Source organism: Phenylobacterium sp. (assembly GCF_031984885.1).
Lineage (GTDB): Bacteria > Pseudomonadota > Alphaproteobacteria > Caulobacterales > Caulobacteraceae > Phenylobacterium.
Genome location: NZ_DAMABV010000010.1, coordinates 40,648 through 66,131, shown reverse-complemented (window position 1 = coordinate 66,131; position 25,484 = coordinate 40,648). Strand labels below are relative to the sequence as shown.

The window sequence follows — 25,484 nt, the reverse complement described above, 5'->3', positions numbered from 1 at the left end:
AGTTTAGGGCTCGTCCTTGTAGATGCCCACCGTCAGCGGGCGCCCCTCGGCGGCGGCGGCGCGATACATGCCCGAGGTGTTGTAGCTCCAGGCGATCTGGCCGTCGGGGGCCACGGCGATGATCCCGCCGTCGCCGCCCAGGGCGGTCAGCTTCTTCTGCACCACCTCGTCGGCCGCGGCCTGCAGGCTCATGCCCTTCAGCTCCACCAGGGCGCAGATGTCGCGCGCCACGGTCAGGCGGATGAAATACTCGCCCGTCCCCGTCGCCGAGACGGCGCAGGAGGTGTTGGAGGCGTAGGTGCCCGCCCCGATGATCGGGGAATCGCCCACCCGGCCCCAGCGCTTGCCGGTCGTGCCGCCTGTGGAGGTGCCCGCCGCCACGTCGCCCCTGGAGTCCAGCGCCACCACCCCGACCGTGCCGTGCTTGCCCTCGTCGTGCGCCAGGCCGTTGGCCGGGTCGGGCTGGTCGGCGCCGGCCGGCTTGGCCGGAACCGGCAGGCCGTTGGCCTTCAGGAAGTTCTCAAGGCTCTTCCAGCGGCGCTCGGTGAAGAAGTAGCCCGGCTCGACCTGCTCCAGGCCCTGGGCCTTGGAGAAGGCGTTCGCGCCCTCGCCGATCAGCATGACGTGCGGCGACTTCTCCATCACCGCGCGGGCCAGCGAGATCGGGTGGCGGGTGCGGGTCGCCCCGGCCACCGCACCGGCCGCCAGCGTCCTGCCGTCCATCATCGAGGCGTCGAGCTCGTTGCGGCCCTCGGCGGTGAACACCGCCCCGCGGCCGGCGTTGAACAGCGGATCGTCCTCCAGCAGGTGGATGGTCGCCTCGATGGCGTCCATCGCCGAGCCGCCGTCCTCCAGCACCTTGGCGCCGGCCTGCGTCACCCGCGTCATCGCCGCCCGATAGGCCTTCTCCTGCTCGGGCGTGAGCTGGCTGCGCTCGATCACCCCGGCGCCTCCATGCACGACGATGGCCCACCTGGGCGCGGGTTGGGGAGCGGCTTGAACCTGGCTGGTCATCAGAACTGCGATCGTGGCGGCAAGAGTGAGGACGCGCATCGTCCCTCCTTGGCAGGGTTTGGGCGAGCCCGGCGGCTTTCATGGAAACATGTCCCGGCGCGGGCCACGTCGGGGGAGAGGAATTGCCCGAGCGCGCGGACGGAGACAAGCGCCCATTCGCCTGCTAGCAAGGCTGCGAACGTCGGGCCCGGGATAAGCATGTTTCGCAAACTGTACGACTGGGTCATGGGTCTGGCCGGTTCCCGCCACGCCCCGACAGGTCTGGCCGTCGTCTCCTTCGCCGAGAGCTCGTTCTTCCCGATCCCGCCCGACGTGATGCTGGCCCCGATGGTGCTGGCCAGGCCCGACCGCGCCTTCGTCTATGCGGGGATCTGCACCGCCGCCTCGGTCGTCGGCGGCCTGCTGGGCTATGCGATCGGCTTCTATCTCGAGCCGGTCGGCATGTGGCTGCTGACCCTGATGGGCCATCCCGACGGCAAGGCCGCGTTCGAGAAGTGGTTCGCCGACTGGGGCCTGTGGGTCATCCTGATCAAGGGCGCCACCCCGATCCCCTACAAGCTGGTGACCATCACCGCCGGCCTGGCGCAGTTCTCGCTGGTGACCTTCATCTGGGCCTCGGTCCTGACCCGAGGCCTGCGCTTCTTCGCCGTCGCCGCGATCCTGAAGTATTTCGGCCCAGCCATGCTGGCCGAGTTCGAAAAGCGCATGGCCCTCTACGGCACGCTCGGCCTGATCGCCCTGGTCGGCTTGATCGTCGTCCTCAAGGTGCTCATCTGATCGCTTGGGGCGGTGAAGCTTTTGAGGTCATATCCGGTCGATGAGCGCCTTCCTTAGACCCTTCCTCGAGCGCTGGCGGCTGACCGCCCTGGTCGCCTCGCTGGCGATGCTCGCGCTCGCCCACGCCTTCGAGACCTTCGGCGGCCTGGCCCCCTGCGCGCTCTGCCTGCGCGCCCGCGAGGTCTACTGGGTCGCCGCCGCGGTCGCCCTGGTCGGCATGCTGGTCGTGCGCATGCGCGCCGGGGCCCGCTGGCGCTGGGCGTTCGACGCCGCCCTGGCCGCGATCTTCGCCTTCGGCGTCGGCCTGGCGATCTATCATTCCGGCGTCGAGTGGAAGTGGTGGCCCGGCCCCACCGCCTGCTCGGGCGGCGGGGGCGGCGTCAGCGCCGGCCAGATGGCCGACCTGCTGAACGGCGCCAGGATCCAGCCGCCGGCTTGCGACAAGGCCGCCTGGGTGTTTCTTGGTCTGTCGATGGCCGGCTGGAACGCGCTGGCCTCCCTGGCTCTGGCGATCCTCAGCGTCCTGGCCGTGGGTCACGAAAGAAGGAAGGCGTCATGAGCGACAAGCCGATCCCGCCCCGTCCCGGCATGGGCGCCATGAGCGGCCGCCTCGCCGAGATCCTGCGCGTCGACCACGCCGGCGAGCTGGGGGCCGTGCACATCTATCGCGGCCAGCTCGCCGTGCTGCGCGCCGGCAAGGGCCGCGAGCGCATCTCCGGCCAACTGGAGGAGATGGAGCAGGACGAGGCCGATCACCTGGCCCGCTTCGACAAGCTGCTGAACCAGCACAAGGTCCGCCCCACCGCCATGGCCCCGCTCTGGCGCGTGGCCGGCTTCGCCCTGGGCGCGGGCACCGCCCTGCTGGGCGAGAAGGCCGCCCACGCCTGCACCGAGGCGGTCGAGGACGTGATCGAGCGTCACTACGCCGCCCAGATCGCCGAGATCGAAACCCGCGAGCCGGAGCTGGCCGCCGAACTGACCAAGTTCCGCGACGAGGAGATCGCCCACCGCGACCACGCCCTGCAGGAAGGCGCGCGCGAGGCGCCGGGCTATCCGCTGCTGGCCGCGGTCATCCGGGCCGGGTGCCGGACCGCCATCAAGATCAGCGAAAAACTGTGACCGACGAAGAGATCCTCGCCCTGCGCAGGGGAGCCGAGGCGCCGCTCGCCGCCAGTCCCGCCGACGCCGGCGCCGTGGCCCAGGATCTCGCCGCCGCCTTCGCCTCCGATCCGGTGTTCAACTGGTTCCTGCGGGCCGACTCCCGCCACGACGCCGCGCGGCGGAAGCTGTTCAACCTGCTGATCGGCATGGCCCTGGCCGACGGCGAGGTCTTCCGCCCGGCCGCCGGCGGCGCCGCGGCGATCTGGCTGCCCTCGGAGAGCCTGGGGCCGACGCCCTTCCTGCAGGAACTGCGCGTGCTGCCGACCATCCTGCAGGCCACGGGCTTTTCGCGCCTCCCGCGGATGTCGGCCATGCGGGCGATCATGGACGAGCACCATCCCAAGGCCCCGCCCCATGCCTATCTGTGGTTCCTGGGCGTGCGGCCGGAAGCCCAGGGGTTCGGCGTCGGGTCTCGCCTGCTCGCCCACGGCCTCGCCCGCGTCGACGCCAAGGGCCTGCCCGCCTATCTGGAATCCTCCAGCCCCGCCAACGTGCCGCTCTACCGGCGCCACGGCTTCGAGGTGGTCGAGGTGCTGAAGGCCCGGCCGGACGCGCCGGAGATGTGGGCCATGTGGCGCGAGGCCCAGCCCCAGGGGTGAGCGCCCTTCTCGCCTATCTCGCCCTGGCCAACCTGGCCGCCTTCGCCGCCATGGGCTGGGACAAGTCCTCCGCGCGCCGCGGCGTCGCGCGAATCCCCGAGCGCACCCTGCTGACCCTGGCCGCGGCCGGCGGCGGCCTCGGCGCGGTGCTGGCCCAGCAGGCCTTCCGCCACAAGACCCGCAAACAGCCCTTCGCCGCCCTGCTCTACGCGATCTTTTCGGCGGAGGCCGTCCTCGCCTTCGTGCTCCTGCGACAAGCCTGACCGGTTTCGTATTCCGTTCACCGGCCCGTCACCCGACCGTCGTGCGCCCCTCCTACTGCTCCGCCCAGTTTCAGTTCTTGGGGGGTGCACATGCCTTTCGTACCGCGCGTATCCGGTTGCCTTGTTTTTCTTCTCGCCAGTACGGCCCTGTCCACGCCGGCGTTCGCCAATGACGAGGCCGCGGTCGAGGAACTCGTCGTCACCGGCCAGCGCGAGGCCCAGCGCGCCGCCATCGCGGTCAAGCGCGAGGAGTTCGTGGTCGCCGACGTGGTCTCGGCCGACGACATCGGCAAGCTGCCTGACCACAACACCGCCGCCGCCCTCCGCCGCATCCCCGGCATCTCGGTCATGGAAGACCAGGGCGAGCCGCGTTTCCCGGTCATCCGCGGCCTGCGTTCGACCTACAACCGCACCACCATCGACGGCGCCCTGGTCGCCTCGGTCGACGAGAGCGGCCGCACGGTGCCCATGGACATCGTCCCCTCGGTGATGGCCGGCCGCCTGGAAGTCATCAAGACGGTGACGCCGGAAAATGACGGCAACGCCATCGGCGGGGTGATCAACGTCACCACCCGCAGCGCCTTCGACGCCGGCCGACCGTTCTTCAACGGCATGGCCTCCTATGGCGACTACGAGCTCAGCGGCGGCGTGCGCAACGACAAGCCGTCCTATCGCCTGGCCTTCGCCACCGGCACGACCTTCGGCGACCAGGATCAGTGGGGCGTGGTGATCGGCGCCTCGCACGAACAGCTCGACTACGACATTCCGCAGGTCGAATCCCAGGACCCGTCGGTGCGCGAATACACCGCCGCCGGCGCGCCGGTCGCCTCGGGTTCGCCCCTGGGCAACGGCATCCAGGTCCCGACCTTCCAGCGCCTGTTCTGGTACAACAACACCAAGCAGCGCAGCGGCGTGAACGCCAAGATCGAGTACCGGCCCAGCGACACCTTCCACTGGGAAGCCTCTGGCCTGTTCGCGCGCATGGAGGACGACGAGGAGCGGATCGAGCACCGCATCGAGCCGATCGGCAACGTCGCGGACCAGACCCCCACCAGCGGCTTCTTCGCCCGCGGCCGCGGCGTCATCCAGCTCAACCAGCCGATCACCAAGCGCGAGATCGGCCTGGCCCGGACCGAGTTCTCCTGGAACTTCGCCCCGCAGTGGACCGCCTCGGGCGACCTCGTCTACTCGCAGGCCGCCCTCGACGTGCCCAACCATTCGGTGGAGTTCCGCACGGTCGACGCCCAGGCCGCCAACTACGCCTTCAACTACGACACCACCAATCCGCTATTCCCGGTCTTCACGCCGCTCGACGACGCGGCCGTCCGCAATCCCGGCAACTACGTCCTGCAGCAGCACCGCGACGCACTCACCGAGACCGAGGAGAAGACCGGCCAGGTCCGTTTCGACCTCGCCTTCGATGACGGAAACGACGACGGGAACCTGAAGGCCAAGTTCGGCGGCCTGCTGCGCACCACCAAGCGCGAGTACAATTCCAGCCAGATCAACTACCGGGCCGGATCGGGCTTCGTCTACACCCTGGCCGAGGTCGACAAGCCCGGCCCCAGCGACCTGATCGCCGGTCGCTACCTGCTCTCGCCCCGCATCGACGCCAGCGCGGCCATGGCCTTCTTCAACGCCAACCGGGGCCGCTTCGTCACCACCACCAACGCCCCCACCGGCGACTACGAGGTGCAGGAAGACATCTACGCCGCCTACGCCCAGGCCAGCTATTCGTGGGGCGACTTCACCCTGCTCGGCGGTCTGCGTTACGAGCGCACCGAGGTGGAATCCGACGCGGTGCGCAACGCTGGCGGCGTGCTGACTCCGGTCAGCAATTCCGGCTCCTACGGCAACTGGCTGCCCAGCCTGCACCTGGAGTGGAAGCCCACCGCCGACCTCATCGTCCGCGCCGCCTGGACCAACACCATCGGCCGTCCCGACTACGGCTCGCTCGCCGCCAGCGAGGGCCTCAGCTTCGACGGCAGCCAGCCGACCCTGTCGCGCGGCAACCCCGGCCTGAAGGCCCGCGAAAGCCGCGGCCTGGACCTGTCGGTCGAATACTATCCCCGCGACGGCATGATCTCGCTGGCGGTTTTCTCCAAGGACATCGAGAGCGAGATCTTCACCCTCTCCTCGACCGAGACGCTCGATGTCGGCCGCGGCCCCGAGAGCGTGCTGGTCTCCACCCCCCGCAACGCCCAGTCGGCCAAGATCCGCGGCGTCGAGTTCGCCGTCCAGCAGGCCTTCACCTTCCTGCCCGAGCCCTTCGACGGCTTCGGCTTCAACGGCAACATCACCTGGCTGGACACCGAGTTCACCTTCCTGACCTCGGCCGGCCCGCGCACCACCGGCCTCTACCAGCAGCCCGAGATCACCACCAACGAGTCGATCTACTATCAGCGCGGTCCCTTCGAGGCCCGGGTCTCGCACAACTACATCGGCGGCCAGTTGGAGACGATCAACGACGCCAACCCCAATTCCGACCAGTACTGGAAAGGCCGGCACCTGTTCGACGCCAGCCTGTCGTGGCGCTTCACCGACTACCTGACCGTCTTTGTCGAAGGGCAGAACCTCTCGAACACCGGCCGCCAGGAAGTGACCGGCCCCGAGCGCCGCAACCTGCAGGAATGGGCGAACTACGGCCGCACCTACTGGGTCGGTGCGGCGGTGAACTTCTGATGCCCGGCATGATCCGACTGCTGGCCCTGGCCGGGGCGCTCGCCGCCTCGGCCCCCGCCATCGCCCAGGACGCGGCCGCGCCGTCCCGCACCGCCGAGGTGCTGCGCCGCTACCCCGCTCCAGAGGCCCGGCAAGGCGTGGCGGTGGACGCCGCCCACGTCTACGCCGTCGCCAATTCCACCATCGCCAAGTACGACAAGAAGACCGGCGCCAAGCTCGCCGAGTGGAAGGGCGACCCCGCCCGCTATCCGCACATCAACTCCTGCGCGGTGATCGCCAAGGAACTGGTCTGCGCCAGTTCCAACTTCCCCGCCGTGCCGCACTGGAGCGCCGTGGAGTTCTTCGATCCGGCGACCATGACGCACCTGCGCACGGTCGCCCTCGGCCAGGGCCGCGGCTCGATCACCTGGATCGACCGCAAGGACGGCGCCTGGTGGGCGGCCTTCGCCAACTACGACGGCAAGGGCGGCGAGGCCCCGCGCGACTACCGCAACACCGTCCTGGTCCGCTTCGATGACGACTGGCGCCAGACCCAGAGCTGGAGCTTCCCGCAGTCCGTCCTCGACCGCTTCAAGCCGATGAGCTCCTCCGGCGGCGGCTGGGGCCCGGACGGCAAGCTCTACATCACCGGCCACGACCATCCCGAGCTCTACGTTCTGGCCCTGCCCACGCAGGGCGGCGCGGTGCTCGATCACCTGGACACTATCGGCGTGGCCACCGAGGGCCAGGCCATCGACTGGGACGAAAGCGAGCGCGGCGTCCTCTACGGCATCAGCCGCACCGGCCGCGAAGCCGTGGCCATGCGGGTCCTGCCGGCCAGGTAGCCCTCAAGGCCCGGCGTGCTCCTGCATCGCGCCGCGCCCGGCCAGGTCGCTGCGGTCCCCCGTGGGCGCGTCCTTTGGGCTCGTGACATAGCTGATCACGAACACGGCGGTCGCCAGGGCGAGGATCCAGGCGATCGCCCGCTGCGCCTGCGACAGCCGCCGGCGCGCCTTCGGCAAGTCCTGCGTTTCGGTGCTGCGTCCTGGCCCGACCATCGCCAGCTCCTGTGGCTACCGGGCAGGCAACCAACCGCGCCGCAGCGCGGTTCCGCGCCAGCTACGCCTCCAGCTCGATGTCCCAGTAGAGGTAGTCGAGCCAGCTCTTGTGCAGGTGGTGCGGCGGGAACCGGCGGCCGCATTCCTGCAGCTCGTAGGCCGTCGGCCGGCGCGGCGTGTGGAACGGGTGCATGTGCGCCTCGTGCGGCGTGCGCCCGCCCTTCATCAGGTTGCAGCGCGCGCAGGCGGTGACGATGTTCTCCCAGGTGGTGCGCCCGCCGCGCGAGCGCGGCACCACATGGTCGAAGGTCAGGTCCTCGCCCGCCGTGCAGTACTGGCAGGTGAAGGCGTCGCGCAGGAAGAGGTTGAAGCGGGTGAAGGCCGGCGGCCGGTCCTGCGGCACGTAATGCTTCAGCGAGACCACGCTGGGCAGCTTCATCGCGAAGGACGGCGAGTGGACTTCCTGGTCGTAGGTCGAGACCACGTCGACGCGATCGAGGAACACCGCCTTGATCACCTCCTGCCACGGCCAGAGGGACAGCGGGTAGTAGCTGAGGGGACGGAAGTCCGCGTTCAGCACAAGGCAGGGCCAACCGGACGGCGGGTGATTAAGCACCTGCATGGCCGGCCCTCCGGACGGGGGCGCAACCCCCTATGTCGTACGCGTAGAGACTGAAGACAGGCCCCCTTTCGCGATCCGAGCGCTAGGCGAATCGCCCCCAGAGGGCATTCCCGTAGCGAGGGAATTATAGGCGGAAATTTGAGACAGCTCCATGAAATGAAGCTCGGCGGCCCCGTCCGGGGTGCGGTTCCCTGGCGGACGGGGCGCTCAGCTCAAACATCAGGCGCCGACGACGGCGGTGGCGCCGGCCAGGCTCAGGCTGATGAAGACGAAGGCGACGGCGACGGTGGCGTCGAAGACACGGCCAAGTTGGGTCAGGGCAGACATGGGGTCGTTCCTTTTGTTGATCCGGTGCGGCGGGCGCCGCTCCGCGTCCATCTGGACGATGTTTAGATAGACCTCCATCTAAACGATGTACAGATACATTTTACATCGTAAGGTATGCAGAAATGCATGGAACCGTCAGGGCGTCCTCCCCGGACGCCGCGCAACAAAAAGGGGGCCGGACCCGGCCCCCTTTCGACACTGACTGGAGTCGGCCCTACGCGCCGACCGAGACCGTGGCCGCCGCCAGGCCGATGCTGAGCGCGATCAGCCCGAGCGGGACGACGCGGTCGAAAAGGCGTTCGAAACGGGTCAAACGAGCGAGAGACATGACACACACCTTTCAAGTTGGAACCCTCGGGGGAGCGAGGGATTTTGTAATTTGAACATTGCTAAGATAGCGCCGATCTGAACGGCGTCAAGATGATCTTTACGGCGTCCAGATTCAGTTTTAGAGTGAACGCCATGAGAGAAGCTGCAGCCGCCGACAATCGCCCCTACCACCACGGCGACCTGCGCCGCGCATTGATCGACGCGGCCCGGCGACTGCTCGAGACCGAGGGCCCGACCGCCCTGTCGCTGCGCGCCGTGGCGCGCGAGGCCGGGGTCAGCCCGGCGGCGCCCTATCACCACTTCAAGGACAAGGGCGAACTGCTCGACGCCGTCGCCCACGAAGGCTGGGACCTGCTGAACGAGCTGATGACCGCCGCCCGCGCCAGCCACGCCTCGGTGCGCGACAAGCTCACCGCGCTCGGCGTCGCCTATGTGCGGTTCGCCCGCGACAATCCGGCCCTCTACCGCGTGATGTACGACTGCTCGCGCGACAAGGAGAGCCTGCCCGACCACGTCCACGCCGACAACGACAGCGCCTATTGCCAGGTGCGCGACACCCTGATCGAGGCGGGCGCGACGCCCATGGACGAGCAGGAGCTGGAACTGGCCACCACCGCGGCCTGGTGCGCCGCCCACGGCCTGGCCGAGATGTTCTCCTTCAAGCAGTTCGACCACCTGAAGGGCGCGCTCGGCGGCGACGAGGCCTTCCTGCGCGGGGTCTTCGAGCACATGGGCATTTTCGCCAGGTCCGGCGAGGACTAAAGCTCTCCGGGTGTTCGTCACCCGCTTCGCCCCGTCGCCGACCGGCTACCTGCATCGCGGCCACGCCTTCTCGGCCCTCACCGCCTACGAGGCCGCGCGCGCGGCCGGCGGGCGCTTCCTCCTGCGCATCGAGGACATCGACGTCACCCGCAGCCGCCCGCAGTTCGAGGCCGCGATCTACGAGGACCTGGCCTGGCTGGGGATCGAATGGGAGACGCCGGTCCGCCGCCAGTCCGAACACCTGGACGACTACCAGGCCGCCCTCGCCGCCCTGACCACCGACCACCTGACCTATCGCTGCTTCCGCACCCGCAAGGAGATCGCCCAGGCCGCGGCCAGCGCGCCGCACGGCCATGCCGAGGCGTTCCGCGGCGCGCCCCTGCCGCCGGACGAGGAAGCCCGGCGCCTGGCCGACGGCGAGCCCTTCGCCTGGCGGCTGTCGCTCGACGCCGCCGAGCAGGCCCTGGCCGGACGGCCGCTGACCTTCGTCGAGGAGGGCGCGGGGCCGAACGGCGAGCATGGCGCCGTCGCGGTCGACCCGGCCCTCTCGGGCGGTGACGTGGTGCTGGCGCGCAAGGACGTCGGCGTCGCCTATCACCTGGCCGTGGTCGTCGACGACGCGCTCCAGGGCGTCACCCACATCATCCGCGGCCAGGACCTCTACGAGGCCGCCCACGTGCAGCGGCTGCTCCAGGTCCTGCTCGACCTGCCCGCGCCGGTCTATCGCCACCACCGCCTGCTGACCGGCCCCGACGGCAAGCGCTTCGCCAAGCGCGACCAGGCCGAGACCCTGCGCGACCTGCGCGCGCGCGGCGTCACGCCCGCGGACCTGCGCGCGGAGATGGGCTTCGACCGCGGCGCCTAGGCGCCCATCCTGGCCAGCCACCACTGGTTCATCTGCCAGATCGAGCGCTCCAGCGGCGACAGCCGGCCCTGGCCGGTCGCCGGCGCGTTCAGGCCGCGCCACACCAGGTCGTTGACGACGATGTCCTCGGCGTGGATCGCCGCCGTCACCTGCTCCAGCTCGGCGACGATGTGCTCGGCTGCGTCCATCTCCAGCACGTGGCGCGGAACGCAGACATGGATCTTCAGCGTGAAGCGGTCGCCCGCCGTCGTCGGCAGCACCTGGTACCAGGCCATGCCGTCGCCGTGCAGCGCGAGCATGAAATGCGGGAACGCCACCGCCGCGAACAGCGCCCCGGCCTGCCATTCCGACAGACCCTGGATCAGCCGCGGCCGGTCGGGATCGGGCGCCGCGGCCGGCATGTGCAGGATCGACCAGGGCCCGTCGTTGTCGGGGATCGAGGAATCGCGCGCGTGGAACCCAGGCTCCAGGGTCTGCGCATGCGCGGCCAGATGGTGGTAGGCTTCCATGAAGTTCTCGACCAGCACCTTCCAGTTCCAGCCGCTGTCGTAGGTGAGCGTTCGCGCGACCACCATGTCGGCCACGCCGAACGCCTCGAAATAGCGGCGCAGGGTCTCGACCTGCGGCGCGAAGGGCGCGGCCTCGGGGTCGAGGTTGGCCATCACGAAGCCCTCCCACACCTCGCTGCGGAACTGGGTCAGGCGGCAGTCCTCGCGCCGGAAGTCCCTGGCCTCGTCCATCAGCGGCGCGGCCGCCAGGCGCCCTTCGGTGTCGTAGCTCCAGGCGTGATAGGGACAGGTGAACAGCTTGCGCCGCCCTTGCCCGTGCGCGATCGGGGCGGCCCGATGGCGGCAGACATTGGCCATCACCCGCAGCTCCCCGTCCAGGCCGTGGACCAGCAGCACCGGCTGGCCGGCCAGGTCCATGGCGATGAAGTCGCCGGGCTGCGGCGCCTGGTCGACCCGCGCCAGGGGCGTCCAGCTACGCCGCAGGATCCGCTCGGCCTCCAGCGCCTGGATGTCCGGGCGCACATAGGCGGCCGGCGGCAGGGTCCAGGCGTCTTCCAGCGGCTGGCGCGCCCGCGCGATCTCCTCGGCGCTCACGCCGGGCAGTTGGCCTGCATCCATGTCGTCGCCTCCCTTGGCTGGCCGCCTCGATAGGTCCGCGCCGTGGCCGGAGTCAATTATTTTGATCGATCGATTTAAATTGGACGAACGGCGCGGGCGACGATATGGGCTTGGGCATGACCCTGGCGCCAGACCGTCGCCCCGTCGGCCGTCCCCGCGGCGACGGACGGCCCCACCTGACCCGCGACGAGGTGTTCCTCACCGCCGCGCGGCTGATCAGCGCCGAAGGCTACACCGGCGCCAGCATCCGCATGATCGCGCAGGCGCTGCAGGTGGCCCCGGCCTCGCTGTTCAACCTGTTCGGCGCCAAGGACGCGCTGCTGAACGAGCTGGTGGTCTATCTCGCCCAGCCGTCCCTCGACTTCTACGCGCGGCTGAACGCCCTGGCGCTTGCGCCCGAGGTGGCGCTGTTCAAGAGCCTCTTCGAGGAGGCGGCCCTGGTCGCCTCGGTGGACCGGGCGCTGCCGGCCATCTTCTATTTGCCCGAACTCCAGAAGCCGCAGTTCGAGCCGGCCCAGCGGGCGCGGGCGGCTCTGGTCGCGCACTATCGCGGCCTCATCGAAGCGGGCTGCGAGAGCGGCGCGCTGGAGTGCGACCTGCCGGGTCTGGCCGCCGAACAGATGCTGCAACTCAGCGAGACCAGCGTGCTCGCCGCCTTGCCGGCCCCGCCGCTGGCGCAGGCCAGGGCCAGCGCGCGCCTGGCCCTGCGCGCCCTGCTCGCCGACCGCGGCCGGCTGGAGGCGATCGAGGCCCAGGCCGCGCAGGTGGACCTGACGATCCTCTGACCTCAGTGCGAGGCGTGGTGCTCGGCGTTGCGCTTGCGGGTCGCCGCGGCCTTCCTGCCGCCCTTGTGCGCCGCCGGATGGCCGGTGTCCTTGCCGCGGCCCGAGCCGCCCGGCGCCTTGCCGCCGCCGTCGTCCTTGTTGACGGTCGCCCAGGCCCGGCGCTCGGCCTCCTTCTCCGGCACGCCCTTGGCTTCGTAGCCTTCGGCGATGTGGTCGGCCTTGCGTTCCTGCTTGTCGGTGTACTTCGACTTGTCTCCGCGAGGCATGGCGAACTCTCCTCTGACAGCAAGAGCCAACCCCGCGGGCCAGGGATGGTTCCCAGCGCCTAGCTCAGCGCCCAGGCCGTTCGCGCCGCCTCGATCGCCCCCAGCTTGGCATGGAAGGCGCCCCAGTCGTCGCGCTCGGCGATGGCCGCCCAGATCGCCTCGATCTCGTCGATCAGCAGTTCCTGCGGCTCGGGCGCGGCGAAGTAGGGATCGGCCAGCCGCTCCGGCCGCTCGGGCGCGAACCCCTTCAGCAGATCGCGGAACGGCGCGAACGCCTCGCCCGCATAGATGTCGCCGCGCTGGCTGGCCAGCGCCCGGCCCTCGTCGCCGCAGAACCAGTCGAAGAAGAACGGCTCCCAGCGCAGCCGCTCGCCGCCCTCCGCAATCGCCCGGAACGTGGCGTTGGCGAAGGCGACCTCCTCGGCCTCCCCTGCCCGCTTCAGCCCCAGCCGGTTCAGCAGCGCCCCGGCCAGCTCCCCGCGATAGGCCGGCCCGAACCCGTTCAGCGCCTCGATCAGCGGCTCCTGCCCGCCGACCTGCGTCAGGCACCCGGCCAGTTGCTGCAGGTTCCAGAACACCGCCTCGGGCTGGCGCCCGAAGCTGTAGAGCCCGGCGGTGTCGAAATAGGCGGCGGTGAAGTTCGGATCGTTGTGCGGCAGGAACCGGTAGGGGCCATAGTCGAAGCTCTCGCCGGTGATGTTCATGTTGTCGGTGTTCAGCACCCCATGCACGAACCCGGCCGCCATCCACCGCGCCGTCAGCCGCGCCGCGCGCCCGGCCACCGCGGCCAGCAGCGCCGCGCCCCTGTCCGCCGCCGCGCCCAGCTCGGGATAGTAGAGCGCGATCACATGGTCGATGAGCCGGCCGATCGCGTCCGCATCCTGCAGATAGGCCTGGCGCTGGAAGGTCCCGAACCGGATGTGGCTGTGCGACAGCCGCACCAGCACCGACGAGCGCGTCGGGCTCGGCTCGTCGCCGCGCACCAGTCGTTCGCCGGTCTCGATCAGCGAGAACGAGCGCGAGGTGGGCACGCCCAGCGCCTCCAGCATCGCCGTGGCCAGCACCTCGCGCACCCCGCCCTTCAGGGTCAGCCGCCCGTCGCCGGCCCGCGACCAGGGCGTGGGGCCCGAGCCCTTGGTTCCCAGCTCCAGCAACCGCCCGGTTCCGGCCTCGCGCATCTGGGCGAAGGTGAAGCCGCGACCGTCGCCCAGGTCGGGGTTGTAGACCCGGAACTGATGGCCGTGATAGCGCATGGCCAGCGGCTGGGCAGGCTGCCCCGGCAGCAGCTCGAACCGCCCGAAGTGGGCCACCCACTCGTCGTCGCTCAGGGCCTCCAGCCCGACGCTGGCGGCGGCCCGGTCGTTGCGGAAGCGCAGGCGCGTCATCGGGAAGTCCGCCGCCGCCACCGGATCGAAGAACGCCGTTCCCAGGTCCTGGACATGCGGTTCGGGGCGATAGGCGGCTGAAACGGGCATGCCCTTCAGATGCGCGATCACATCGGCGCCAGCAACGCCCGATTGACGTATTTCGCCGCCGCCGCCCATGGTAACCGGAGCCATGGCGCGCAGATTGACCCTCGATTTCCTGAAGACCGAGACCGCTTCAGGGGTGATCCTGACCACCGCCGCGCTGCTGGCGATCGCGCTCGCCAACTCGCCCTGGGCCGACCACTACTTCGCCTTCATCAAGCACGAGATCACCATCCAGATCGGCGCCTTCCACGAGGCCAAGCCGGTCTACCAGTGGATCAAGGAAGGCCTGATGACGATCTTCTTCTTCGTCGTCGGCCTCGAGATCAAATACGAGATCCTGCGCGGGGAGCTGTCCAATCCCCGCCGCCTGGCCCTGCCCGTGCTCGCCGCGCTCGGCGGCATGGCCGCGCCCGCCGGGGTCTATCTGCTGCTCAACCTCGGGGCCTTGGGCGCGCCCCAGGGCTGGCCGACCCCGACCGCCACCGACATCGCCTTCGCCCTGGCCGCCCTGGCCGTGGCCGCCCCGCGCCTGCCGGCCTCCCTGCGGGTCTTCCTGCTGACCCTGGCCATCGCCGACGACCTCGGCGCCGTGGCGCTGATCGCCATCCTCTTCACCTCCGACGTCAACCTCTACGCGCTGGGCGGCGCGGCGGCCTCCATCGCCCTGATGGCCCTGATGTCGAGGTGGAAGTCCGCGCCCTACCTGTTCTACGCGGCCTGTTTCGCGCTCGCCTGGGCCTTCTGCCTGAAAAGCGGGGTCAACACCTCGCTGGCCGGCGTCGCCGCGGCCATGACCGTGCCCATCGACCCGCGCAAGCCGGGCCACGAAGGCCCCCTGAAGCACTTCATGGAGAGCCTGCACCCCTATGTCGCCTACCTGATCCTGCCGCTGTTCGCCTTCGCCGCCGCCGGCTTCTCGTTCCAGGGCCTGTCGCTGGCGACCCTGGCCAACCCGGCGCCGCTGGGCATCGCCATGGGCCTCTTCCTCGGCAAGCAGATCGGCGTCTTCGGCCTCTCGGCCGTGGTCATCGGGCTGAAGCTCGCCCGCCGCCCGACCGGCGCCAGGTGGCTGGAGCTCTACGGCGTCTCGCTGCTCTGCGGCGTCGGCTTCACCATGAGCCTGTTCATCGGCGGCCTGGCCTTCGACCCCAACGACACCCTGGCCCAGACCGAGGTCCGCATGGGCGTCATCGCCGGCTCGATCCTCTCGGCCCTGGTCGGCATGGGCGTGCTCGCCTACGCCCAGCGCCAGCGCGACGCCAGCGAAGGCTAGACCAGCTCGCTCGCCCAGGCCTGCTCGCCGCGCGCCGCGGCGATCACCTTCACCCCGCCGGCGAAGGCGGCCACGCTCTCCACCGTCTGGGCGAAGTCGGGCGCCTGCGGATCGGCGCTCTGGCTGACCACCACCGCCTCGATGGCCAGGCCCCGCGCGCGCAGCGTCTCCACCGCCGTCAGGGTGTGGCTGATCGCGCCCAGATAGGACCCGCCGACCAGCACGCCGGGCAGGCCCAGCGCGAGCATCAGGTCCAGCCCGGTGCCGTCCTCGGCCATCGGCGACATCACCCCGCCCGCCCCCTCGACCAGGGTCAGGTCCGCGGCGCTCGCCGCCAGCCCCGCCTGGCAGAACCGCGTCAGTTGCGCCAGCCGCAGGTCCACGCCCTCCAGCCGCGCGGCCATCGGCGGCGACAGCGGCGCGGCGAAGCGCAGCGGCGCGATCCTGTCCAGCGCTTCCAGGTCCAGCGGCCGGCCCAGCGCCTCCAGCAGCAGCCCCGGATCGCTGCCCGCCCAGTCGGCCAGGTCGATCCCGCTCACCACCGGCTTCAGGGCGTCGGCGCTCAAGCCCTTGGCCCGCGCCGCGCGCAGCATGGCGCAGGCGACATAGGTCTTGCCCACGTCGGTGTGCGCGCCGGTGACGAACAGCCGCCGCATCAGGACGCCATCAGCGGGCGCACCGCCGCCGCCAGCCGGTCGATTTCGTCGTCGGGGTGGCCGGCCGTGAACGCCACCCGCAGCCGGGCCGTCCCGGCCGGCACGGTCGGCGGCCGGATCGCCACCACCAGGAAGCCTTCGGCCTCCAGCGCCTGGGCCGCGGCCAGGGTGCGGCCCGCCTCGCCCAGCACGATCGGGACCACCGCGCTGGTCGCCTCGGGCAGGTTCAGCGCCCGCGTGAAGCGCCGGGCCTTGGCCAGCACCGCCGCCACCCGCTCGGGCTCGGCGGCGATCACGTCCAGCGCCGCCAGCGCCGCCGCGGCGTTCGCCGGCGGCAGGCCGGTCGTGTAGACCACCGTGCGCGTGCGGGTCTTGATGAAGTCGATCACCGGGGCGCTGGCGCAGACATAGGCGCCGTAGCCGCCGAGCGCCTTGGAGAAGGTGCCCATCGCCAGGTCGACCTTGGCGTCCGGGAACATCGCCGCCGTCCCCCGCCCCTCGCCGACCACGCCCAACCCGTGGGCGTCGTCGACCAGCAGCCAGGCGTCATGCGCCCGCGCCAGGGCCGAGATCGCGTTCAGCGGCGCCACGTCGCCGTCCATCGAGAACACCCCGTCGGTGGCGATCAGCGCCCGGCCGGCCTCGCCGCGGCAGGCGGCCAGCTTGGCGGCCAGGTCCTCGACGTCGTTGTGCCGGAACGGCGCGATCCGCGCGTTGGAGAGCTGCGCTCCCGACCAGATGCAGGCGTGCGCCAGTTCGTCGACCAGGATCAGGTCGCCCTCGCCGACGAAGGTCGGGATGATCCCCGAATTGGCCAGGTAGCCCGAGCCGAACACGCAGGCGGCCTGCGTCCCCTTCAGCGCCGCCAGCCGCGCCTCGAGTTCGCCGAAGATCGGGTTGTCGCCGGTCACCAGCCGCGAGGCGCCCGAGCCGACCCCATGGGCCTCCACCGCCGCCAGGGCCGCGGCCTTCACGGCCGGATGGTGCGAGAGGTTGAGATAGTCGTTGCACGAGAAGGACAGCAGCCGCCGCCCGTTGCGCTCCACCCACAGCCCGTCCAGCCGATGGGTCGGGACCAGCGTGCGTTTCAGGCTGCGCGCCTCGAGCGCATCGAGCTTGGTCTGGGCGAAGGCGGTCAAACTGTCGGTCACGGCGCGCGGTATGCACGAGCCTGGGCTTCGGTTAAAGCCAGCGGCCATGACATTCCCGACACCGGACTGGCTGACCCAGGGCGCCCGCAACGTCTGGCGGCCCTATTGCCAGATGAAGACCGCGCCCGCGCCCCTGGCGGTCGCCCGCACCCAGGGCGCCCGGATCATCCTGGAGGACGGCCGCGAGCTGGTCGACGGCATCGCCTCCTGGTGGACCGCCTGCCACGGCTACAACCACCCGCACATCCGCGCCGCGGTGACGGCCCAGCTCGAGCGCGCGCCCCACGTGATGTTCGGCGGCCTGGCGCACGAGCCGGCCTATCGCCTGGCCCGCCGGCTGGCCGACCTGCTGCCTGGCGACCTCGACCACGTGTTCTTCGCCGAGAGCGGCTCGGTCTCGGTCGAGATCGCCATGAAGATGGCGCTGCAATACTGGATCAACCGCGGCGTGACGGGGCGCACCCGGTTCCTCAGCTTCCAGGGCGGCTATCACGGCGACACCCTGGCGACGATGACCATCTGCGACCCGGAAGAGGGCATGCACAGCCTGTTCGCCGGGGTCATGCCGTCCCAGGTCATCGCCGCCCTGCCGGTCGATCCGGCCTCGGAAGCCGCCCTCGACGCCCTGATGGGCGAGAAGGCCGGCGAGATCGCCGCCATCATCGTCGAGCCGCGGGTCCAGGGCGCCGGCGGCATGCTGTTCCACGCCGACGAGGTGCTGCGCACCCTGCGCCGGCTGGCCGACCGGCACGACCTGCTGCTGATCTTCGACGAGATCTTCGTCGGCTTCGGCCGCACCGGCGACCTCTTCGCCTGCTCGGGTTCGGGCGTGACGCCCGACATCGTCACCCTCTCCAAGGCGCTGACCGGCGGCACCCTGCCGCTCTCGGCCGCCGTCGCCCGCAGCAAGGTCTTCGACGCCTTCTGGTCGGACGACGCCGGCGCGGCCCTGATGCACGGCCCGACCTACATGGCCAATCCGCTGGCCTGCGCCGCCGCCAACGCCAGCCTCGACCTCTTCGAGTCCGGCCAGTGGAAGGCCGACGTCGCGCGCATCAACGCCGCCCTGGCCCAAGGGCTGGAGCCCTGCCGCGCCGCCCCCGGCGTCGTCGACGTGCGCACCTGCGGCGCCATCGGGGTCGTGGAGTTCGACCATCCGGTCGAGACCGGCCCCCTCTGCATGGCCTTCGCCGAGCACGGCTGCTGGATCCGCCCGATGGGCAAGGTCGTCTACCTGACCCCGCCCTACGTCACGACGGACGCCGAACTGGCCCAACTCACCGGCGCGATCCAGGCGGTGTTGCTGGGCTAGCAGCTCCCCTCTGGGAGAGCTGTAGTCGCCTTATTTTCCTCCCCCGCTTCGCAGGGGAGGAAAGGGGCTCAAGACCATATGCGATCGCCCTTCCCCCATGAGGGAGGAATTAGCTCGCTCGATTCTTGACCAATCATTCCAGAATCCTGTAGACCCTCCCTCATGGCCAGACCCAAAGCCTTCGACGCCGACCAGGCGCTGGACGCCGCCATCGGCGTGTTCCGCGAGCACGGCTTCGAGGGGACGTCCGCCGAGATGCTGGTCCGCGCCATGGGCGTCGGCCGCCAGAGCCTCTACGACACCTTCGGCGACAAGTGGCGGCTCTACTGCGCCGCGGTGCGCAGGTACGCCGACCGCGAGACCTCGGCCCACCTGGCGGCGCTCCGGCGCGGGCCGCGGGCGCGCGATGGCCTGGTGGCGATGGTCGACCGGGTCGTGGAGACCGCAAGCTCTCCCTGCCTGGGCGTCGCCGCCGTCTGCGAGTTCGGCCGTTCGCGAGCCGACCTGACCGAGATCCACGACGCCGCCGGCCGCGTGCTGCACGGCGCGATCGCGGCCAGCGTCCGCGAGGCCCAGGCGCAGGGCGACATCGCCGCCGACCTGGATCCGCAGGATGTCTCAGCCTACCTCGCCGCCAGCTTCGCCGGCCTGCGCCTGGCCGCCCGCGGCGGCGCCGACGCGCGCCGGCTGCGCGGCCTGGCCGATGTCGCCCTGCGCGCCTTGAGCTAGCGCGCCGGCCGTTCTTTTCGCCCAATTTTGGAACGATCATTCAATATGGAGACTCCCATGAACGTCATCGAGATGACCGGCCCCGGCGGCCCCGAGGTGCTGCGCCTGGCCGAACGCCCCGAACCCGTTCCCGGCCCCGGGCAGGTGGTGGTCCAGGTCGCGGCCGCCGGCGTCAACTTCATGGACGTGGGCGTGCGGCGCGGCGGCTTCTGGATCGGAAACGACCCCAAGGTGCTCGGCGTCGAGGGCGCGGGCCGCGTCGTCGCCCTCGGCGAGGGCGTGGACGACTTCGAGGTCGGCCAGCGCGTCGCCTGGGTCTACGGCGTCGGCAGCTACGCCGAACGGGTGCTGGTCCCGGCCAAGGTGCTGGTCGCGGTTCCAGACGCCATCGACGACCACGTCGCCGCGGCGGTGATGATGCAGGGCCTGACCGCCAGCCACTTCGCGACCGACTTCTACCCGGTCCAACCTGGCGACACCGCCCTGGTGCACGCCGCGGCCGGCGGCCTGGGCCTGCTGCTGACCCAGATCATCAAGCTGCGTGGCGGCACGGCGATCGGCCGCGTGTCGAACCCAGGCAAGGCGCAGATCGCCCGCGAGGCCGGCGCCGACCACGTCATCGTCGACGACGGGAGCGACTTCGCCGACCAGGTCCTCGCCCTCACCGGCGGCGAGGGCGTTCAGGTCGCCTATGACGGATCGGGGCCGGCGACGTTCGCAGGCACGCTTCGCTCGCTGGCGCGATCGGGCACGCTCTGCTGGTACGGGCCGGTGCTCGGCGGCCCCGGCCCGATCGACATCATGAGCCTGCCGCGCAGCATCAAGATCGGCTACGGGGTCTATTCCGACCACGTGGCGACGCCGGAACGCCTGCGCGCCCGCACCGCCCGGCTGTTCGACTGGATCGCCGCCGGCGACCTCAAGGTCAGGATCGGCGGCGAATACCCGCTGGCCGAGGCCGCGCGCGCCCATGCCGACATGGAAGGCCGCGGCACGACCGGCAAGCTGCTGCTGATCCCCTAGCCCCGCCCCTCTCCCCGCAAGCGGGGAGAGGGGGACAACCCCCTACCCCACCGCCGCCTTCAGCGCCGCGGCCGTCTCCTTCACCGCCTCGTGCACCGCCGGCGAGACGTCGGGCATGACGAAGAAGTCGTGGACCAGGCCCGCATACTCGACATGGGTCGCCGCCACCCCGGCCTCGCTCAGGCGGCGCGCATAGTCGCGGCCCTCGTCCTTCAGCGGGTCGAAGCCGGCCGTCACCACCAGGGCCGGCGGCAGGTCGCCGGTCAGCCTGGCCTTGCCCAGGAAGGCGCGGCCCGACTGCGCATGGCCGATCGCGCCCAGCGACTTGTCGAACCAGGCCAGCGCCGCCTTGGTCAGGATCGGTCCGTCCAGTTCCCTGCGCGAGGCGGTCTCCTCCTCCGGCCAGATGCCCGGATAGAGCAGGAGCTGGAAGGCGATCCTGCGGGCCGGATCGTCCTTCAGGTCGATGGAGACCGAGGCCGCCAGGTTGCCGCCGGCCGAGTCGCCGCCGACCGCGATGCGCTTGGGATCGACGCCGATCTCGGCGGCATGGTCGAAGGCCCACTTCGTCGCCGCCAGGGCGTCGTCGTGCCCGGCCGGGAACGGATGCTCGGGCGCCAGCCGGTAGTCGACCGCCAGCACCCGCACCCCGGCCAGCGAGGCCAGGCGCCGGCAATGGCCGTCATGGGTCTCCAGGTCGCCGATCGTGAAGCCGCCGCCGTGGAAATAGACGATCGCCCCGCTCGGGGTCTTGGCGCCGGCCGGGGTGTAGAGCCGCGCCGGGATCGGGCCGGCCGCGCCGTCCACCTGCAGCGCCTTGGCGACCACGTCCTGCGGCGGGTTCTGGTCGCTGGCCTTGCGCTGCATCTGATAGCCCATGCGGATCATCGCAGGCGGCACGGCGTCCAGCGGCGGAGCGTTCGCCGCCTGTTCGGCGCTCGCCTCGATCATCGCCTTGAAATGCGGATCCAGCATCGGTTCTTCCTCTTCTTGAAACTCAGCCGACATTGCGGCCGCGGCCTTCCCAATAGGGCGCGCGCAGTTCCCGCCGCAGCACCTTGCCGGACGGGTTGCGCGGCAGGACCGCAATGAAATCGACGGACTTGGGGACCTTGTAGCCGGCGATCAGCGTCCGGCAGTGGTCCATGACGGCGGCCGCGTCGGCCTCGGCCCCGGGCCGCAGCACGACGAAGGCCTTCACCGCCTCGCCCCACTTCTCGTCCGGCACGCCCACCACCGCGGCGTCGGCGACCGCGGGATGCGAGAACAGCGCGTTCTCGACCTCGGCCGGATAGATGTTCTCGCCGCCGGAGACGATCATGTCCTTCACCCGGTCGTGGATGAACAGATAGCCGTCCTCGTCGAAATAGCCGGCGTCGCCGCTGCGGAACCAGCCCTGCGGGCAGATCGCCTGCGCCGTCGCCTCGGGGCGGTTCCAGTAGCCCTTCATCACCCCGGCCGAGCGGATCTCGATCTCGCCGACCTCGAACGGCGCGGCGTCGCGCGCCTCGACCCGGACCCGCACCTCGAAGCCGGCCGACGGAACCCCGCACGAGCGCAGCTTGCCCCGGGCCGGATCGTGCGCCTCGGGCGGCAGGTTGGTTCCCCCGCCGATGGTCTCGGTCAGGCCATAGAGCTGGGTGAACTGGGCCGGGAACGTCGCCTGGGCCCGCTTCAGCACCTCCTCGGAGATCGGCGAGGCGCCGTAATAGACGTTGCGCACGCTCGACAGGTCCGTGGCCGCCACCTCCGGCCGCTGGAGGATCATGTTGATCAGCGCCGGCACTAGGAAGGCGTGCTCGATGGCGTGCTGCTCGATCACCCTGAGGATCACCCCGGGATCGGGCTCGCGCAGCACGATGGCCTTGGCGCCCTGCAGCAGGGCCAGCATGCCCAGGTTGGCGCCGGCCACATGGAACAGCGGCATGGCCACCAGCACCGCCATCCCCGGCGAGAACTGCGCCCACTGGCGGCGGGCGGATTCGAACACCGTGGCGTAGTTCAGCTCGGTCAGTTGCACGCCCTTGGGCAGGCCCGTCGTGCCCGAGGTGTAGAGCTGGATGACGTCGTCGTCGCCAGCGGCAGGTAGGTGCGGGTCCTCGGCCGGAAACCTGCCGATCCACTCGGCGAATCCGGCCCATCGCTCATGGCCAGGCTCGATCTGCACGATGGTCGCCAGGTCGGGGATGTCGGCCAGCGCCTTGTCCAGCAGCGGCGCGAAATCGCCCCCCGTCACCACCAGCCGGCACCCGGCGTCCTTGAGCACGAAGGCGATCTCCGGCGGCGCCAGCCGCCAGTTCACCGGCGTCAGGCAGGCGCCGGCCTTGAGGCAGCCGAACCAGAGGATGAAGAAGGCGTCGCAGCCCTTGGCCAGCACCCCGACCCGCTCGCCCGGCCTCACGCCGGCGGCGATCAGCGCCTGGGCGCACTGCGACGAGCGCCGGTCCAGTTCGCCATAGGTGGTGAGCGCGCCCTCGAACCAGATCGCGGTCTCGTTCGGGCGCGCCTGCGCGTGATGGCGCGCGATGTCGGCCACGCATCGGATGTCCGTGGACATCGCTCCTCCCTCCTCTCTTCTTTTCGGAGAGGATGATCCCTCAGCAAGCGGGCCGGCAAGACCCTCGTCCTGCCGGCCCGCAAAAGCCTTCGATATTTGAAAGCCTTACTCGGCCGCTTCCTTCGGCGCGTAGCCGAGGACCGCCTTGACTTCGAGGAACTCGTTGAAGGCGAAATCGCCCCACTCGCGCCCGTTGCCGCTCATCTTGTAGCCGCCGAACGGCGCCATCAGGTCGCCGCCGCCGCCGTTGATCGACACCTGGCCGGCGCGCAGCTTGGACGCCACTTCCCGGGCCTTGGCGAGGTCGGCGGCCTGGACATAGGCGGCCAGGCCGTACTCGGTGTCGTTGCCGATCTCGATCGCCTGCTCGACGTTCTCGTAGCCGAGGATCGACAGCACCGGGCCGAAGATCTCTTCCTTGGCGATGGTCATGTTCGGCGTGACGTTGGCGAACACGGTCGGCTTCACGTAGTAGCCGACGTCCAGCCCGTCCGGGCGGCCGACGCCGCCGGCGACCAGGGTCGCGCCCTCGTCGATGCCGGCCTGGATCAGCTTCTGGATCTTGTTGAACTGCACTTCCGAGACCACCGGGCCGAGCTGGCTGTTGCCGTTCGGGTCGCCGACGGTGACCTGGGCGGCTGCTTCCTTGGCGACGGCGATCGCTTCGTCCATGCGCTTCTGCGGGACCAGCATGCGGGTCGGGGCGTTGCAGGACTGGCCGGAGTTGGTCATCACCGTAGCCACGCCGCGGCCCACGCCCTTGGCGAAGGCGTCGTCGTCGAGGACGATGTTCGGGCTCTTGCCGCCCAGTTCCTGGGCCACGCGCTTGACGGTCGGGGCGGCGTTCTTGGCCACCTCGATGCCGGCGCGGGTCGAGCCGGTGAACGAGATCAGGTCCACGTCCGGGTGGCTCGACAGCGGCACGCCGACGCCGACGCCGTCGCCTTGGACCAGGTTGAACACGCCGGCCGGCACGCCGGCGGCATGCATGATCTCAGCGAAGATGTGGCCGGTGAACGGCGCCACTTCCGACGGCTTCAACACCATGGTGCAGCCGGTCGCGATGGCCGGGGCCACCTTGCAGACGATCTGGTTCAGCGGCCAGTTCCAGGGGGTGATGAAGCCGCAGACGCCGATCGGCTCCTTGACGATCATGGTCGGGCCGCGGTCTTCGCTGAACTTGAAGTCCTTCAGCACGGCGGCGGCGGTGCCCAGGTGGCCCATGCCGATCGGAACCTGCGCGCGCTGGGCCAGGCTGGCCGGGGCGCCCATTTCCTCGGTGACCGCGACGGCCAGGTCGCCGAAGCGCTTCTGGTATTCGGCCAGGATGCGGTTCAGCACGTCCAGGCGCTCTTCGCGGCTGGTCTGCGACCAGGTGGCGAAGGCCTTGCGGGCGGCCTTCACGGCCTTGTCCACGTCGGCGGCGCCGCCGAGGGAGATCTTGCCCGCGACCTTCTCGGTCGCCGGATTGATGACGTCGAGCGTCTTGGGTTCGACCGGATCGACCCACTGACCGTCGATATAGAACTGCAGGTACTCGCGCATGACGTCCTCCCGGAGGCGTTCGTTGGATTTTTGGCGCGCCGACGAGATCCCCCGACGGCTTCAAACAAGCATTTTAGTGATCATTGATCACTGTGGAAGAGGCAACCTTCACAACCCGCCCAGGTCAGGTGGAAAGCCGCCCCTCCAATTGGTGTACGTGGGGCTGTCCCGCAACCGGGCTACGGCCTTTCAGCACATAACCGGCGCGGATCGAGCCGATGTAAAGGTCCTTCAGGTCCGGGCCGCCCCAGGTGACGTTGGTGGGATGGTTCACCACCTCGCCCGAGGGGTCGTGGATCACCGTCACGACCTCCAGCTCCGGCGTGATCGCCACCACCTTGTTGGCGGCCGGCAGGCAGACCCAGAGGTTCCCCTCGGCGTCCAGGCCGATCCCGTCCGTATAGCCAAGGTCGTTGGGGTCGATCGCCGCCTCGCCCTGGCCCTGCAGCTTGCCCAGCACCGGGCCGTAGCGGCCGCCCGCCCCCAGTTCGCCGCCCGCGTGGATCGGGAACCGCAGCACGTCCGCCCCGCTGGTCTGGGCGCAGAACAGGTAGCGCTCGTCCGCCGACAGCGCCATGCCGTTCGGGAACTTCAGCCCCTCGGCCACCACCTGGCTGGAGCCGTCCGGCCGCAGCACGAAGATGAAGCCGTCGGTGCGCCCGTCCAGCGCCTGCGGCCAGGTCTCGGCGTGGGTGGAGTTGGCGCACCAGATGTTCCCGGCCCGGTCGACCACCGGATAGTTGGCGCTGGTCAGCCGCCGCCCGTCGACTTCGGTCAGCAGGGTTTCGTGCACGCCCGTGGCCGGGTCGAACCGCTGCAGCGGCCCGTCCTCGCGGTCGTAGATCCCGAAGTTGGCGATCAGCACCCGCCCCTGGCGGTCCATGTTGATCCCGTTCGGCGCGCCGCCCTTCGGCCCCATCCGCTGGAACGACCCGTCGGGAAGGATCTCGGCCACCGCGCACTGGTGGTCGGAGGCGAACACCCGGCCATCCGGGCCGACGACCACGTCCTCGGGCCGGTCGATCCCCACGGCGACCTTGGTCAGGTCGCCCGGCGCGATGGACGATGGCGGCATGGCGTTTCCTCGCAGTCTTATCGTTGCCGCGACCTTGGCCCGCGAGAGCATCGGTCGGCAAGTGGTCCGGCGTC

General features: G+C 70.3%; 25 protein-coding genes and 1 pseudogene. 14 read left to right on the top strand and 12 right to left on the bottom strand.

Annotated features, from left to right (window positions below; translation table 11 throughout):
- Positions 1-3: 3 nt before the first annotated feature.
- Complete coding sequence (locus tag RTL41_RS15315; protein WP_312165925.1) at positions 4-1,053, bottom strand: isoaspartyl peptidase/L-asparaginase; 1,050 nt, start codon at positions 1,051-1,053, stop codon at positions 4-6.
- Positions 1,054-1,212: 159 nt separating this feature from the next.
- Between RTL41_RS15315 and RTL41_RS15310 the strand changes: the two genes are divergently transcribed.
- From RTL41_RS15310 to RTL41_RS15280, 7 genes and pseudogenes are all read left to right on the top strand, one after another.
- The gene (locus tag RTL41_RS15310) at positions 1,213-1,791 is read left to right on the top strand and encodes a YqaA family protein (protein WP_312165923.1); all 579 of its coding nucleotides are present in this window, start codon (positions 1,213-1,215) and stop codon (positions 1,789-1,791) included.
- Between the two features lie 40 nt (positions 1,792-1,831).
- Positions 1,832-2,350: a disulfide bond formation protein B gene (locus RTL41_RS15305; RefSeq protein ID WP_312165921.1), complete on the top strand. Its 519-nt coding sequence runs from the start codon at positions 1,832-1,834 to the stop codon at positions 2,348-2,350.
- On the top strand, positions 2,347-2,910 hold the full coding sequence (locus RTL41_RS15300; RefSeq protein WP_312165919.1) for a demethoxyubiquinone hydroxylase family protein: 564 nt from the start codon (positions 2,347-2,349) through the stop codon (positions 2,908-2,910). The genes RTL41_RS15305 and RTL41_RS15300 overlap by 4 nt, the downstream gene beginning before the upstream one ends.
- Positions 2,907-3,551 carry a GNAT family N-acetyltransferase gene (locus RTL41_RS15295; RefSeq protein WP_312165917.1) on the top strand — a complete coding sequence of 215 codons (645 nt, stop codon included), beginning with the start codon at positions 2,907-2,909 and terminating at the stop codon, positions 3,549-3,551. Before RTL41_RS15300 ends, RTL41_RS15295 begins: the two co-directional genes overlap by 4 nt.
- Entirely contained in the window at positions 3,548-3,814 is a 267-nt protein-coding gene (locus RTL41_RS15290; protein WP_312165915.1) for a DUF1294 domain-containing protein, read from the top strand. Before RTL41_RS15295 ends, RTL41_RS15290 begins: the two co-directional genes overlap by 4 nt.
- 129 nt (positions 3,815-3,943) lie before the next feature.
- Positions 3,944-6,496 (top strand): annotated as a pseudogene (locus tag RTL41_RS15285) (TonB-dependent receptor); the annotation flags it as partial.
- A gap of 8 nt (positions 6,497-6,504) precedes the next feature.
- Positions 6,505-7,320 (top strand): hypothetical protein, encoded by an 816-nt coding sequence (locus RTL41_RS15280; protein ID WP_312165913.1) that lies wholly within the window; start codon positions 6,505-6,507, stop codon positions 7,318-7,320.
- A gap of 3 nt (positions 7,321-7,323) precedes the next feature.
- Here RTL41_RS15280 and RTL41_RS15275 read toward each other — a convergent pair whose 3' ends face one another.
- Complete coding sequence (locus RTL41_RS15275; protein ID WP_312165910.1) at positions 7,324-7,533, bottom strand: hypothetical protein; 210 nt, start codon at positions 7,531-7,533, stop codon at positions 7,324-7,326.
- 61 nt (positions 7,534-7,594) lie between these two features.
- Positions 7,595-8,155 (bottom strand): HNH endonuclease, encoded by a 561-nt coding sequence (locus RTL41_RS15270; protein ID WP_312165908.1) that lies wholly within the window; start codon positions 8,153-8,155, stop codon positions 7,595-7,597.
- 789 nt (positions 8,156-8,944) lie between these two features.
- Here RTL41_RS15270 and RTL41_RS15265 point away from each other — a divergent pair.
- Complete coding sequence (locus RTL41_RS15265; protein WP_312165906.1) at positions 8,945-9,574, top strand: TetR/AcrR family transcriptional regulator; 630 nt, start codon at positions 8,945-8,947, stop codon at positions 9,572-9,574.
- A 10-nt stretch (positions 9,575-9,584) separates the two neighbouring features.
- Complete coding sequence (gene gluQRS, locus RTL41_RS15260; protein ID WP_312165904.1) at positions 9,585-10,439, top strand: tRNA glutamyl-Q(34) synthetase GluQRS; 855 nt, start codon at positions 9,585-9,587, stop codon at positions 10,437-10,439.
- On the opposite strand, the gene RTL41_RS15255 is transcribed toward gluQRS, so the two are convergent.
- Entirely contained in the window at positions 10,436-11,566 is a 1,131-nt protein-coding gene (locus tag RTL41_RS15255) for an aromatic ring-hydroxylating dioxygenase subunit alpha (RefSeq protein ID WP_312165902.1), read from the bottom strand. The two genes, gluQRS and RTL41_RS15255, sit on opposite strands and share 4 nt — an antisense overlap.
- 116 nt (positions 11,567-11,682) lie before the next feature.
- On the opposite strand from RTL41_RS15255, the gene RTL41_RS15250 reads away from it, so the two are divergent.
- Positions 11,683-12,351, top strand: coding sequence for a TetR/AcrR family transcriptional regulator (locus RTL41_RS15250; RefSeq protein WP_312165900.1), 669 nt, complete (start codon positions 11,683-11,685; stop codon positions 12,349-12,351).
- A gap of 2 nt (positions 12,352-12,353) precedes the next feature.
- Here the strand turns inward: RTL41_RS15250 and RTL41_RS15245 are convergent, their stop codons facing one another.
- Together RTL41_RS15245 and RTL41_RS15240 are read right to left on the bottom strand one after the other, a co-directional pair.
- Positions 12,354-12,617 (bottom strand): plasmid stabilization protein, encoded by a 264-nt coding sequence (locus RTL41_RS15245; RefSeq protein ID WP_312165898.1) that lies wholly within the window; start codon positions 12,615-12,617, stop codon positions 12,354-12,356.
- Between the two features lie 59 nt (positions 12,618-12,676).
- Positions 12,677-14,092, bottom strand: coding sequence for a protein adenylyltransferase SelO family protein (locus RTL41_RS15240; RefSeq protein WP_312165896.1), 1,416 nt, complete (start codon positions 14,090-14,092; stop codon positions 12,677-12,679).
- Between the two features lie 94 nt (positions 14,093-14,186).
- Here RTL41_RS15240 and nhaA point away from each other — a divergent pair, with 94 nt between their 5' ends.
- Positions 14,187-15,362: a Na+/H+ antiporter NhaA gene (nhaA, locus tag RTL41_RS15235; RefSeq protein ID WP_312165894.1), complete on the top strand. Its 1,176-nt coding sequence runs from the start codon at positions 14,187-14,189 to the stop codon at positions 15,360-15,362.
- Here the strand turns inward: nhaA and bioD are convergent.
- Together bioD and bioF are read right to left on the bottom strand one after the other, a co-directional pair.
- Positions 15,359-16,018, bottom strand: coding sequence for a dethiobiotin synthase (gene bioD, locus RTL41_RS15230; protein ID WP_312165892.1), 660 nt, complete (start codon positions 16,016-16,018; stop codon positions 15,359-15,361). The two genes, nhaA and bioD, sit on opposite strands and share 4 nt — an antisense overlap.
- On the bottom strand, positions 16,018-17,217 hold the full coding sequence (gene bioF, locus RTL41_RS15225; protein ID WP_312165890.1) for an 8-amino-7-oxononanoate synthase: 1,200 nt from the start codon (positions 17,215-17,217) through the stop codon (positions 16,018-16,020). The genes bioD and bioF overlap by 1 nt, the downstream gene beginning before the upstream one ends.
- Between bioF and RTL41_RS15220 the strand changes: the two genes are divergently transcribed.
- The 3 genes from RTL41_RS15220 (at position 17,216) to RTL41_RS15210 (ending at position 20,233) form a co-directional block, all read left to right on the top strand.
- Positions 17,216-18,481: an adenosylmethionine--8-amino-7-oxononanoate transaminase gene (locus tag RTL41_RS15220; protein WP_312165888.1), complete on the top strand. Its 1,266-nt coding sequence runs from the start codon at positions 17,216-17,218 to the stop codon at positions 18,479-18,481. The two genes, bioF and RTL41_RS15220, sit on opposite strands and share 2 nt — an antisense overlap.
- 162 nt (positions 18,482-18,643) lie before the next feature.
- Complete coding sequence (locus RTL41_RS15215) at positions 18,644-19,210, top strand: TetR/AcrR family transcriptional regulator (protein WP_312165886.1); 567 nt, start codon at positions 18,644-18,646, stop codon at positions 19,208-19,210.
- Between the two features lie 57 nt (positions 19,211-19,267).
- A complete protein-coding gene (locus tag RTL41_RS15210; RefSeq protein WP_312165884.1) occupies positions 19,268-20,233 on the top strand; it encodes a quinone oxidoreductase in 966 nt (321 codons plus the stop codon).
- A gap of 42 nt (positions 20,234-20,275) precedes the next feature.
- Here the strand turns inward: RTL41_RS15210 and RTL41_RS15205 are convergent, their stop codons facing one another.
- The 4 genes from RTL41_RS15205 to RTL41_RS15190 all read right to left on the bottom strand — a co-directional run bounded on the left by RTL41_RS15205 (position 20,276) and on the right by RTL41_RS15190 (position 25,410).
- Entirely contained in the window at positions 20,276-21,208 is a 933-nt protein-coding gene (locus RTL41_RS15205; RefSeq protein WP_312165882.1) for an alpha/beta hydrolase, read from the bottom strand.
- Positions 21,209-21,230: 22 nt separating this feature from the next.
- Positions 21,231-22,790 carry a long-chain-fatty-acid--CoA ligase gene (locus RTL41_RS15200; protein ID WP_312165880.1) on the bottom strand — a complete coding sequence of 520 codons (1,560 nt, stop codon included), beginning with the start codon at positions 22,788-22,790 and terminating at the stop codon, positions 21,231-21,233.
- Between the two features lie 105 nt (positions 22,791-22,895).
- The gene (locus RTL41_RS15195; RefSeq protein ID WP_312165878.1) at positions 22,896-24,335 is read right to left on the bottom strand and encodes an aldehyde dehydrogenase family protein; all 1,440 of its coding nucleotides are present in this window, start codon (positions 24,333-24,335) and stop codon (positions 22,896-22,898) included.
- Positions 24,336-24,459: 124 nt separating this feature from the next.
- Entirely contained in the window at positions 24,460-25,410 is a 951-nt protein-coding gene (locus tag RTL41_RS15190; RefSeq protein WP_312165876.1) for an SMP-30/gluconolactonase/LRE family protein, read from the bottom strand.
- Positions 25,411-25,484 lie beyond the last annotated feature (74 nt).

Coding starts and splice junctions, on each gene's coding strand:
- RTL41_RS15275 (WP_312165910.1), bottom strand. CDS start 7,533: ATGGTCGGGCCAGGACGCAGCACCGAAACGCAGGACTTGCCGAAGGCG.
- RTL41_RS15315 (WP_312165925.1), bottom strand. CDS start 1,053: ATGCGCGTCCTCACTCTTGCCGCCACGATCGCAGTTCTGATGACCAGC.
- RTL41_RS15240 (WP_312165896.1), bottom strand. CDS start 14,092: ATGCCCGTTTCAGCCGCCTATCGCCCCGAACCGCATGTCCAGGACCTG.
- RTL41_RS15210 (WP_312165884.1), top strand. CDS start 19,268: ATGAACGTCATCGAGATGACCGGCCCCGGCGGCCCCGAGGTGCTGCGC.
- RTL41_RS15265 (WP_312165906.1), top strand. CDS start 8,945: ATGAGAGAAGCTGCAGCCGCCGACAATCGCCCCTACCACCACGGCGAC.
- RTL41_RS15270 (WP_312165908.1), bottom strand. CDS start 8,155: ATGCAGGTGCTTAATCACCCGCCGTCCGGTTGGCCCTGCCTTGTGCTG.
- RTL41_RS15255 (WP_312165902.1), bottom strand. CDS start 11,566: ATGGATGCAGGCCAACTGCCCGGCGTGAGCGCCGAGGAGATCGCGCGG.
- RTL41_RS15205 (WP_312165882.1), bottom strand. CDS start 21,208: ATGCTGGATCCGCATTTCAAGGCGATGATCGAGGCGAGCGCCGAACAG.
- RTL41_RS15220 (WP_312165888.1), top strand. CDS start 17,216: ATGACATTCCCGACACCGGACTGGCTGACCCAGGGCGCCCGCAACGTC.
- RTL41_RS15300 (WP_312165919.1), top strand. CDS start 2,347: ATGAGCGACAAGCCGATCCCGCCCCGTCCCGGCATGGGCGCCATGAGC.
- RTL41_RS15245 (WP_312165898.1), bottom strand. CDS start 12,617: ATGCCTCGCGGAGACAAGTCGAAGTACACCGACAAGCAGGAACGCAAG.
- bioF (WP_312165890.1), bottom strand. CDS start 17,217: ATGGCCGCTGGCTTTAACCGAAGCCCAGGCTCGTGCATACCGCGCGCC.
- RTL41_RS15305 (WP_312165921.1), top strand. CDS start 1,832: ATGAGCGCCTTCCTTAGACCCTTCCTCGAGCGCTGGCGGCTGACCGCC.
- RTL41_RS15215 (WP_312165886.1), top strand. CDS start 18,644: ATGGCCAGACCCAAAGCCTTCGACGCCGACCAGGCGCTGGACGCCGCC.
- RTL41_RS15280 (WP_312165913.1), top strand. CDS start 6,505: ATGATCCGACTGCTGGCCCTGGCCGGGGCGCTCGCCGCCTCGGCCCCC.
- RTL41_RS15200 (WP_312165880.1), bottom strand. CDS start 22,790: ATGTCCACGGACATCCGATGCGTGGCCGACATCGCGCGCCATCACGCG.
- bioD (WP_312165892.1), bottom strand. CDS start 16,018: ATGCGGCGGCTGTTCGTCACCGGCGCGCACACCGACGTGGGCAAGACC.
- RTL41_RS15250 (WP_312165900.1), top strand. CDS start 11,683: ATGACCCTGGCGCCAGACCGTCGCCCCGTCGGCCGTCCCCGCGGCGAC.
- RTL41_RS15195 (WP_312165878.1), bottom strand. CDS start 24,335: ATGCGCGAGTACCTGCAGTTCTATATCGACGGTCAGTGGGTCGATCCG.
- RTL41_RS15190 (WP_312165876.1), bottom strand. CDS start 25,410: ATGCCGCCATCGTCCATCGCGCCGGGCGACCTGACCAAGGTCGCCGTG.
- RTL41_RS15310 (WP_312165923.1), top strand. CDS start 1,213: ATGTTTCGCAAACTGTACGACTGGGTCATGGGTCTGGCCGGTTCCCGC.